The sequence below is a fragment of the Thermoflexus sp. genome (genome assembly GCF_042408365.1).
Lineage (GTDB): Bacteria > Chloroflexota > Anaerolineae > Thermoflexales > Thermoflexaceae > Thermoflexus.
Window position 1 is genome coordinate 1 of the sequence record NZ_JBHOQJ010000258.1, and the last position, 10576, is coordinate 10576.

Consider the following 10576-nt stretch of genomic DNA (forward strand, 5'->3'; position numbering starts at 1 on the left):
CTTTGGCGCCCGGCCCGCCCCGAAACCCCTACCAGAAACTGACCGCAGGGGTTGGGGCGCCTTCGATGGCCCCCAACCCCCGGAAGGCACCTCACAGCAGTAGGGTTGGGGGTCGATTCCAGATGGAAGCGAGCTTGCGGATCCGAGTGGATGGAACGGAGAAACTCGAGGAAAGGCCGCTATTGGAGATCATCCGGGTATCCAAGGCCTTTGGCGGCCTGATGGCCTTGGTGGACGTCTCCCTCCGGGTATGGCCGGGCCAGATCAAGGGGCTGATCGGCCCCAATGGGGCGGGGAAGACCACGCTGTTCAACCTGATCACCGGCATGCTGCGCCCGACCTCCGGGGAGATCCGTTTCGACGGGCGCTCCCTCGTCGGCCTGCCGCCTTATCGGATCGCCGCGCTGGGGATCGCTCGCACGTTCCAAAACGTCCAGCTGTTCCCGGGGATGACCGTGCTGGAGCACGTGCTGATCGGCGGCCACCGCCACGGGCGGAGCGGCCTTTTGGGGACGATCCTCCGAACCCCACAGATGCGGCAGGAAGAGAAAGCGGCGCGGGCTCGGGCGTGGGAGATCCTGGAGCGGGTGGGGTTGGAGGAGTGGGCCCATCGTCCGGCGGAAAGCCTGCCCTTGGGATTGCAACGGATCGTCGAGATCGCGCGGGCCCTTGCCGCCACCCCTCGGCTCCTGCTGCTGGACGAGCCGGGGTCGGGGTTGAACCCGATGGAGAAGGTTCAGTTGGCGAAATTGATTCGCTCCCTCCGCCAGGAGGGCATCACCATGCTTCTGGTGGAGCACGATATGAATTTGGTGATGGAGTTGGCGGATGAGATCGCTGTCCTGGATTACGGGCGATTGATCGCCGAGGGGCCTCCCGAGGCGATCCGCCAGAACCCTCAGGTGATCGCCGCCTATCTGGGTGAGGAGGATACGGTGCCGGATGCAGCTCAAGGTTGAAGCGCTTCGGGCCGCCTACGGCCCGGTGCAGGTCCTCCATGGGGTTTCCCTGCAGGTGGGCGCCGGAGAGATCGCGACGGTGATCGGCGCGAACGGCGCGGGGAAGACCACGTTGTTGCGGGCGATCAGCGGGCTGCTGCGCCCCACGGCCGGGCGGATTTGGTTTGACGGACAGGAGATCACCGGATGGCCGCCGGAACGGATCGTCGCCTTAGGGTTGGTTCAGATCCCGGAACGACGACAACTCTTCGCTTCCATGAGCGTCGAGGACAACCTCTACCTGGGAGCTTACCTGCGCCTTCGTCGGGGGGAACGAAGGGCGGTGGAGGAGGACCTGAAGCGGGTGTATGAGCTCTTCCCCCGACTGAGGGAGCGGCGACGGCAAATCGCCGGAACCCTCAGCGGGGGGGAGCAGCAGATGCTGGCCATCGGTCGCGGCTTGATGGCCCGGCCGCGGATGCTGCTCCTGGATGAGCCCTCCCTGGGCCTCGCCCCGCTGTTGGTTCAGGAACTCTTCCGGGTGATCCGCTCCCTGCGGGAGCAAGGCCTGACCATGCTCCTGGTGGAGCAAAATGCCCGCCAGGCCCTGCGAGCGGCCGATCGCGCCTATGTGATGGAGGCCGGGCGGATCGTGCGGGAGGGGCCCGCGGTGGAGCTCCTCGAGGACCCGACCCTCCAGGCCGCTTATCTGGGAGGGTCCTCACCTTGCTGGACTCCTCCATCCTCTCCGACGGAGGCGGACCATTATGCCCGTTCTGCCCGAGCAGCTGCGTCAGGTAATGCGGCGGTGGGCGAGCACGGTGACCGTGGTGACCATGCGGGCGGATGATCAAATCCACGGCCTCACCGTCACCGCCTTCACCAGCGTGTCCATGAACCCGCCGCTGGTCCTGGTCTGCATTCAAAACGATAGCCGGAGCGAGAACATCCTGCGGGAAGGGCGCTGCTTCGCGGTGAACTTCCTGGCCGAGGATCAGGCGGAGCTCTCCGAGCGCTTCGCCGGGCGGATCCCAGTGATCGATCGCTTCGAGGGCCTCCCCTATCAAACGGCGGTGACGGGGGCGCCCATCCTCAAGAACGCCCTCGCTTACTTGGATTGCACTGTAGCCAGCGCCTACTGGGGAGGCGATCACACCATTTACCTTGGCCTGGTGGAGGACGCAGGGATCCTGCGCGAAGGATCTCCCCTGCTCTACTTCGAGGGCGCGTATCGACGCTTGGTCCCTGAGACTGGAGGGGGTGCATCGTGAAAGGAGCGGATCGCCTGCGCGGGTCGTTGGTCCCTCTGGTCACGCCGTTCCGGAACGGGGCGGTGGATTGGGAGGGGTTTGTGGGGTTGGTCGAGTGGCAGATCGCCTCGGGCACCCACGGCTTGGTGATCACCGGGACGACCGGCGAGCCCAGCGCCCTCAGCTTCGAGGAGCGGGTTGCGCTCTACCGCTTGGCGGTTGAAGGGGCCCGGGGGCGGGTTCCGGTGATCGCGGGGACCGGGACCAACAACTTTGAGGAAACCCTCCGCCTCTCCCAGGCGGCTCAAGCTGCTGGCGTCGACGCGCTGCTGGTGGTGGTCCCCTATTACGTGCGGCCTTCCCAGGAGGGGCTTTTCCAGTACTTCAAGGGGATCGCCGAGCGGGTGGATCTCCCGGTGATCCTCTACAACATCCCTGGGCGCACCGCAGCGCACTTGGAGATCGACACGGTCGCCCGGCTGCGGGAGGCGTGTCCGAACATCGTGGGGATCAAGGAGGCCAACAAGGACTTCGAGCACATCAACCGGCTGCTTCATCGGATGGGGACGGATTTCCTGGTCTACTCCGGGATCGAGCTGCTCTGCTTCCCGGTGTTGGCCATCGGCGGGGCCGGCTATGTCAGCGCCACCGGGAACGTGCTGCCGGACCGCGTGGCTCGGCTCTACGATCTGGCGGCAGCGGATCGCTGGCGGGAGGCCCGGGATCTCCATTACCAGCTGCTCCCCCTGAACGACGCGCTGTTCATCGAAACCAACCCGGTGCCGGCGAAGACCGCGCTGGCGATGATGGGGAAGATCTCGCCGGAGGTCCGCCTGCCCCTCGCCCCGATGCGGCCGGAGAACGTCGAGCGGCTGCGCCAAGTGCTGAAGGGATACGGTCTGATCGAATAGACGTGAGGACCCACCCATGCATCCCCGATGAAGGGGGGCGGTGAAAGAGGGCTGGGGGAGACTCCCAAGACAGCTGCCCTGTTCTCAAAGCCCCCAGGATCCGGGGAGGCCAGGTCCTTCAACGATCCGACTCAGGAGGCTCCCAATTGGACACCTTGACGATCGCCCTGGGGCCCATATTCGTGGCCGGGTTCGCGCTGCAACAATTGCTCGAGCTGCTGGATCCCTGGCTGGATCCTCTGCTCGGAGGGCGCAAACGACAGGTGTATGCGGGGATCGCCATGTTCTACGGGCTGGCCCTGGCTGTGCTCACACCCATTCGGGCATTGCAGCCTTTCGGGGTCGAAGCAGGCTGGATCGATATGTTTCTCACCGCCCTCTTCATCAGCGGAGGAACCAAGGGGATCAACGATCTCCTGAAATGGCTGGGCTATCAGAAAGAGCAGGCCAAGGCTCGGTTGAGCCCGGAGCAGATCCGGCGGGTGTGAGGGAGAAAATGCGGATCGCCCGGTTCGCGGCCGAGGGACGGATCTGGGAGGGGATGGTCACGGAGGAGGGCTGGCTGGTGGCCGACGGGCGTCGGTTCGACCCGGAGCGGGTGATCTGGCTGGCGCCGGTTCCCCCGGGGGGCAAGGCCATCGGCCTGGCCCTGAACTATGCAGAGCACGCCGAGGAGCTGCGGGTGGCGCCCCCCGAGGAGCCCGCCCTCTTCTTCAAGCCGTCCAACGCCTGGATCGGACACCGGGCCCCGGTGATCTACCCGAAAGGGGTGACGTTCCTCCACGGCGAGGTGGAGCTGGTGGTGATCATCGGCCGGCGCTGTCGCAACGTCCGCCCGGAGGCGGCGTGGGATGTGATCGCCGGCTACACCATCGGCAACGACGTCACCGCCCGGGATTTCGTCGGCAACTTCTACCGCCCGCCGGTGCGGGCCAAGGGGCAGGACACCTTCGGGCCCATGGGGCCGTGGCGGGTGACCCCCGACGAAATCCCAGACCCCCACGACCTGGCCCTGCGGCTCTACGTGAACGACCGCCTGGTCCAGGAGGGCCATACCTCGCGGATGATCCACCGCATCCCGGACCTCATCGCCTTCATCACCTCGTTCATGACCTTGGAGCCAGGGGACACCCTCTGGACCGGGACTCCCCGGGGGATCGCCCCGGTGCGACCGGGGGATGTGATGCGATTGGAGATCGAGGGGATCGGGGTCCTCGAAAACCCGGTGGTGGAGGAGCAAGGAGATGGAACAACGTAATGGCCTCTATATCGTCCGCCACTTCATCGATAACCAGTTCGTGGACGCCGTGGAGGGGGGGACCTTCGAGACGCTGAACCCGGCGACCAACCGGCCCATCGGCATCGTGGCGGATGGGACCGCGGCCGACGTGGACCGCGCGGTGCGGGCGGCCCGACGGGCGTTCGATGAAGGTCCATGGCCCCGCATGCCGGCCGCCGAGCGGGCTCGCTACCTGCGGCGGATCGGCGACCTCATCCTCCAACACGCCGAGGAGATCGCCCGCCTCGAAGTCCTCGACGTCGGCATGCCCATCGCCCAGGCCGGCAAAGGGGCGATCCCCCGGGCGGCCGAGAACTTCTACTTCTTCGCCGAGATGGCGACCCGGATCACCGGCGAAACTTACCCCAAGGACGGCGAGTTCCTCAACTACACGATCCGGAAGCCCGTGGGGGTGGCCGGGCTGATCACGCCTTGGAACACCCCGTTCATGTTGGAGACCTGGAAGGTGGCCCCCTGCCTGGCTGCCGGCAACACCTGCGTCCTGAAGCCCGCGGAGTGGGCGCCCCTCTCGGCCAACAAGCTGGCCGAGATCGTGTTAGAGGCGGACCTGCCGCCGGGGGTCTTCAACATCGTCCACGGCTTCGGGGAGCGGGCGGGCGCCCCATTGGTCGCGCACCCGGGAGTTCAACTGATCTCCTTCACCGGCGAGACCGCCACCGGGATGGAGATCATGCGCAACGGGGCCTCCACCCTCAAGCGCTACTCGATGGAGCTGGGGGGCAAGAACGCAGCGATCGTGTTCCCCGACGCCGACCTGGAGCAGGCTCTGGACGGCGTGATCTGGCAGGCCTTCTCCCTGAACGGCGAGCGCTGCACCGCCAACTCCCGCCTGCTGCTCCACCGGGCGATCTACGACGAGTTCCTGGAGCGCCTGCTGGATCGGGTCTCCGCCCTCCGGGTGGGGGATCCCTTCGATCCCCAGACGGAGCTCGGCCCGCTGATCCACCCGGAGCACTGGCGGCGGGTGCGGGGCTACATGGACATCGCCCGGGCGGAGGGCGCGGTCATCGCCCTGGGCGGGGATCGCCCCCCTCATCAGCCGGAGGGGAACTACTTCGCCCCCACCGTGATCGTGGAGGCGCGGCCGGAGATGCGGGTGGCCCAGGAGGAGATCTTCGGCCCGGTCCTCGTGGTGATCCCCTTCGAGACGGCGGAGGAGGCCATCCGCATCGCCAACGGCGTCTCCTATGGCCTGGCCGCTTACATCTGGACGAAGGACCTCACCAACGCCCATCGGATGGCCCATGCGATGGAAGTGGGGATGGTGTGGACCAACGCCCCCAACGTGCGGGACCTGCGCACCCCCTTCGGAGGCGCCAAGTACAGCGGCATCGGCCGGGAGGGGGGCGTTTACAGCTTCGAGTTCTACACCGAGGTGATGACCGTCCATGTGGCGCTGACCCCGCCTCGCATCCCCCGGATGGGGATCCGGTAGAGACGAACCCTGTGTCCTTTGGACGGGAGGGATCGATGGGCGCACGAACCGGCGCGCAGTTTCTACAACGGATCCGGGAACATCCCCGGGACCTCTGGCATCGTGGGGAGCGGGTGGAGGATCCCACGACCCACCCGGCCTTCGCCCGCGGGCTGCGCTCCATGGCCCGGCTGTATGACCTCCAGTGGGAACGAGCGGACGATTGTCTTTACGATTCGCCGACGAGCGGTGAGAAGGTGGGGCTCTCGTTTTTGATCCCTCGCTCCCCGGAGGATGTGCGGCGGGTGAGCCGGATGATGAAGATCTGGGCCGACGTCCACTTCGGGTTCATGGGGCGGACCCCGGATTACCTCAACCGGGCCATCGCCTACTACGCCTCGGGGGCGGACTTTTTGGGGGAGAAGGAGCCGGCCTTCGCTGTACACATGCGGCGCTACTACGAGTACCTGCGCGAGAACGACCTCTGCCTCACCCACACCCTGATCCACCCCCAGGCGAACCGGGCGGTCGGTCCCTCGAAGCAGGCGGACCCCTACCTGGCGGCCCGCGTGGTGAAGGAGACCGATGGGGGCATCGTGATCCGTGGGGCCCGGATGTTGGCCACCCTGCCCGCGGTGGACGAGCTCATGGTGTTCCCCTCTACGCTGCTGCGCAACACAGAGGAGGACGCCCCCTATTGCTACGCCGTCGCCCTCCCGTGCGACACGCCCGGCCTGCGCTTCCTGTGTCGGGAGACCCTGGACTACGGCCGCTCCCCCTTCGACCATCCGCTGGGGTCCCGATTTGACGAGGTGGACGCCGTAGTGATCTTCCACGATGTGTTCGTGCCGTGGGAGCGGGTGTTCATCTATCGGGATGTGGAGCGCGCCAACCAGGCCTACGCGGCCACCGGCGCCATTGTCGGGATGGCCCACCAGGTGACCGTGAAGAACATCGCCAAAACCGAGTTCTTCCTCGGCCTGGCCTCCCTCATCGTGGACGCCATCGGCATCGAGGGCTTCCAGCACGTTCAGGAAAAGATAGCGGAGATCTGGATCTACCTGGAGACCATGAAGGCGCTCCTGCGGGCCGCGGAGGCGGATGCCCACGAGGACGCCTTCGGGGCCTTCCGCCCCGCCTGGCCGCCCCTGGACGCTGCCCGCAACCTCTACATGCGGTGGTACCCGCGGATCGTGGAGATCATCCAGCAGCTCTGCGCCAGCGGCATCATCGCCACGGTCACCGAGGAGGACATGAAGAACCCGGAGTTGATGGAAGATATCCAGCGCTATTTCCAGGCCGCCCGGGCCGAGGCCTACGATCGCATCCCCTTGTTCCGCTTGGCGTGGGATGCCGCCCTCTCGGCCTTCGCCGGCCGTCAGGTCCAATACGAACGGTTCTATTTCGGCGACCCGGTGCGCATCGCCGGCGTCATCTTCCAGAAGCACGACCGCACCCCCTATATGGAGAAGGTACAGGAGTTCCTGAAGCAAATGAGGGAGGAAGCTTTCGCCCAAGCGAAGGCCTAGGCGGGGGCTGGACCTTTCGATCGCCCAACCTTAGCGGAAAGTTCAGACCCAGGAAAGGGGGGGCTATGGGAGGCTTTTCGATCACGCGCGCGGCCCACGCGGAGTTCCGGGTGACGGACCTAGAGCGGGCCCGGGCCTTCTACGTGGAGGCTCTGGGCTTCGTGGAGGTCGCTCGGGAGGGAGACCGGATCTATCTGGGCGGCATGGAGGAACGGGATCGTTACAGCCTGATCCTGCGGAGGGCGGAAAGCCCGGGCGTCACCCATCTGGCCTTCCGAGTGGCCGACCCGGCGGATCTGGACCGCCTGGCGGCGCTGTATGAGGCGGCCGGGTGTCCCATCCGCTGGCTGGCCCCCGACGAGGAGGAAGCCGGCCAAGGGCGCGCCCTGCGGGTCCAGGATCCCACCGGGCTCCCCATCGAGTTCTTCCACGAGATCGCGCGGCGGGAACGGTTGCTCCAGCGCTTCGACCTCTACCGGGGCGCCCACATCATGCGGCTGGACCATTTCAACTGCCAGGTCCCCAACGTCCAAGAGGCCTACGATTGGTGGACGGGGAAGCTGGGCTTCTACTGCTCCGAATACACGGTGACCGACGAGGATCCGCCCCGCCTGTGGGCGGCCTGGCTCCATCGCAAACAGAACGTCCACGACATCGCGCTGATGAACGGGATCGGCCCTCGGCTGCACCACGTCGGCTTCTGGGTGGCCGACACCCAGAGCGTCCTGCGGGCGTGCGACGTCCTGGCCGCGATGGGGATGGGGGAGGCCATCGAGCGGGGGCCGGGCCGCCACGGCCTCAGCAACGCCTTCTTCCTCTACCTTCGCGACCCCGACGGCAATCGCATTGAGCTATACACCAACGACTATATGATCCCGGACCCCGATTGGGAGCCCATCCGATGGTCCATCAACGATCCCCGTCGGGCGACCTTCTGGGGCCACATCCCTCCCCGCTCCTGGTTCGAGGAGGCGTCCCGGGTGGAGCACATCCTCACCCGGGAGCTCGTGCCCGTGCGGGAGCCACTGCTGGTGGACCGGCCGGTCTTTGTGACCTGAGACGGCGTCTTTGGGGATAGACAGCCCACGGACGGATGGCCCTCGACCCGGAGCCCCTTGACATTTTCGATCATCATCGTTATAAAAATTGGCGAAGGGATCATAAACAAATGTTTGTTTGATTCACGACAAGGGGTTAAGAAGGCCTGCCGGATCGCCATCGAGGAGCTCCTGCGGCTGGCCTCTGAAGCTCACAAGGTTTGGAGAGGGCCGGGCCGGCACCTCAGTCGCTGCGGCTTGGCCTTCCATCGAACAGGAAGACGCTGGGTTCCAGCGGTTGGCACCCTGAATCGGTATGGAGAGCCCTCCACTGATCCGAAGGCAATGGATCTTACAGGACGGTTTGGCACTGGCGGTGGAGGAGGGAGGGGATCCCCACAGGGAGCCCTTGTTGCTCCTCCACAACGCCTGCAGCACCTTCCGGGCCACCTGGGGGCGGGTGCTGGGGCCGCTGGCCTCCCGCTTCTACCTCATCGGGCCGGACCTCCGGGGGCACGGTGGCAGCACGAACCCGAGCGGCCGGCTGGATCTGCGGGAGATGGCTGATGATATGGCGGCCCTGCTGGATCGGATGGGGATCCCGTCGGCCCATGTGTTGGCCTTCAGCGGCGGGGCCTCCACAGCTCTCTATCTGGCGACCCGACACCCGGAGCGCGTCCGCTCGATGGTCCTCATCGGCAGCCATTACACCGTGCGGGGCATGCGCACGCGCGGGGACGCCTTCTGGGATCCCGAGCGGATCCGACGCGAGGAGCCGGCGTGGTGGGCGGCGATGGTGCGCTGGCACGGCTCCGCGGAACGGGTGGAGGCGCTGCTGCGGGGGTGGAAAGAGGAAGACCGCCATCGCCCGGACTTCGGGCCCGAGGACCTGCGGGCGATCCGCATCCCCACGTTGCTGCTCATCGGGGAAAACGACCGCATCACCCCGATTGAGCAGACGATCGAGATGGCCCGCTGGCTCCCCCATGCCCGGCTGGTGATCTTCCCCCAAACCGGCCACGACATCGTCCGCGAGCGGCCGGAAGGTTTCGTGGAGGCCGCGACCGCGTTCTGGGATGAGCGCATCGAGACACCCACCGGATGGGCGCCCCTACAACCCGGATGATACGAACGCCCGTTTTGGTAGTCTTCCCGAATCCCCACAGATCCCAAGGACCGTAAAACCTCAAAAGATATCTGGAAAGGAGGGGCCATGGCGGTGCAGGTGAAACCGATGTACTGGAACGAGGAGATGGAGACGATGCCGCGGGACCGGCTGGAACGGCTCCAGTTGGAGCGGCTCCAGCGCATCGTGGACTACGTTTACCATCGGGTCCCGCACTATCGTCGAAAGATGGATGAGGCCGGGGTGAAGCCGTCCGACATCCGGAGCTTACCGGACATCGTGAAACTCCCTTTCACCTCCAAGGCCGACCTGCGGGAGACCTACCCCTTCGGCATGTTCGCCGTGCCCATCAATGAAGTAATCCGGATCCACGCTTCCTCCGGGACCACCGGGAAACCGACAGTAGTGGGCTATACCCGCAACGACCTGGAGGTCTGGGCAGAGGTGTGCGCCCGTTGCCTGGTGCTCTCCGGCGCCCGACCAGGGGAGGTGTTCCAGAACGCCTACGGCTACGGCCTCTTCACCGGCGGCCTGGGGATGCACTACGGCGCGGAGAAGCTGGGGATGGTGGTGGTCCCGGTCTCCGGAGGGAACACCAGCCGCCAGTTAATGATCCTGAGGGACTTTGGCACCCATGTAATGGCGTGCACGCCCTCCTACGCCCTGGTGATCGCCGATGCCCTGTTGGCCGAGGGCTACCGCCCGGGCGACCTCAACCTCCGTGTCTTCATCCTGGGGGCCGAGCCGTGGACCGAGGGGATGCGCCGGGAGATCGAGGAGAAGCTTGGGGTGCACGCGGTCAACATCTATGGCCTGAGCGAGGTCATCGGCCCCGGCGTCGCCAACGAGTGCATCGAGGCCAAGAACGGCTCCCACATCTTTGAGGACCATTTCCTGGTGGAGGTGATCAACCCGGCGACCGGCGAGCCGGTCCCACCCGGGACGGTGGGAGAGCTGGTCTTCACCACCCTGACCAAAGAGGCGATGCCGGTGATCCGCTACCGGACCGGCGACCTGGCCTCCATCGACCCGACTCCTTGTGTGTGCGGACGGACCTTCGTCCGGATGTCC

At 66.0% G+C, this 10576-nt stretch carries 11 protein-coding genes; all 11 read left to right on the forward strand.

The window, feature by feature from the left end:
- The first annotated feature begins 122 nt into the window (after positions 1-122).
- Complete coding sequence (locus ACFMO5_RS11790) at positions 123-959, forward strand: ABC transporter ATP-binding protein (RefSeq protein ID WP_376792948.1); 837 nt, start codon at positions 123-125, stop codon at positions 957-959.
- A complete protein-coding gene (locus ACFMO5_RS11795) occupies positions 943-1788 on the forward strand; it encodes an ABC transporter ATP-binding protein (protein WP_376792949.1) in 846 nt (281 codons plus the stop codon). Before ACFMO5_RS11790 ends, ACFMO5_RS11795 begins: the two co-directional genes overlap by 17 nt.
- Positions 1706-2209 (forward strand): flavin reductase family protein, encoded by a 504-nt coding sequence (locus tag ACFMO5_RS11800; RefSeq protein WP_376792950.1) that lies wholly within the window; start codon positions 1706-1708, stop codon positions 2207-2209. The genes ACFMO5_RS11795 and ACFMO5_RS11800 overlap by 83 nt, the downstream gene beginning before the upstream one ends.
- Entirely contained in the window at positions 2206-3099 is an 894-nt protein-coding gene (gene dapA, locus ACFMO5_RS11805) for a 4-hydroxy-tetrahydrodipicolinate synthase (protein ID WP_376792951.1), read from the forward strand. Before ACFMO5_RS11800 ends, dapA begins: the two co-directional genes overlap by 4 nt.
- Positions 3100-3245: 146 nt before the next feature.
- Positions 3246-3587, forward strand: coding sequence for a hypothetical protein (locus tag ACFMO5_RS11810; RefSeq protein ID WP_376792952.1), 342 nt, complete (start codon positions 3246-3248; stop codon positions 3585-3587).
- Positions 3588-3595: 8 nt separating this feature from the next.
- Complete coding sequence (locus tag ACFMO5_RS11815; protein ID WP_376792953.1) at positions 3596-4357, forward strand: fumarylacetoacetate hydrolase family protein; 762 nt, start codon at positions 3596-3598, stop codon at positions 4355-4357.
- Positions 4344-5834 (forward strand): 5-carboxymethyl-2-hydroxymuconate semialdehyde dehydrogenase, encoded by a 1491-nt coding sequence (gene hpaE, locus ACFMO5_RS11820; RefSeq protein ID WP_376792954.1) that lies wholly within the window; start codon positions 4344-4346, stop codon positions 5832-5834. The genes ACFMO5_RS11815 and hpaE overlap by 14 nt, the downstream gene beginning before the upstream one ends.
- 35 nt (positions 5835-5869) lie before the next feature.
- The gene (gene hpaB, locus ACFMO5_RS11825; protein ID WP_376792955.1) at positions 5870-7342 is read left to right on the forward strand and encodes a 4-hydroxyphenylacetate 3-monooxygenase, oxygenase component; all 1473 of its coding nucleotides are present in this window, start codon (positions 5870-5872) and stop codon (positions 7340-7342) included.
- Between the two features lie 65 nt (positions 7343-7407).
- Positions 7408-8400 (forward strand): 3,4-dihydroxyphenylacetate 2,3-dioxygenase, encoded by a 993-nt coding sequence (gene hpaD / locus ACFMO5_RS11830; protein WP_376792956.1) that lies wholly within the window; start codon positions 7408-7410, stop codon positions 8398-8400.
- 391 nt (positions 8401-8791) lie between these two features.
- A complete protein-coding gene (locus ACFMO5_RS11835) occupies positions 8792-9505 on the forward strand; it encodes an alpha/beta fold hydrolase (RefSeq protein WP_376792957.1) in 714 nt (237 codons plus the stop codon).
- 108 nt (positions 9506-9613) lie between these two features.
- On the forward strand, positions 9614-10576 hold a 963-nt coding region (locus ACFMO5_RS11840; protein ID WP_376792958.1), incomplete at its 3' end, for a phenylacetate--CoA ligase family protein.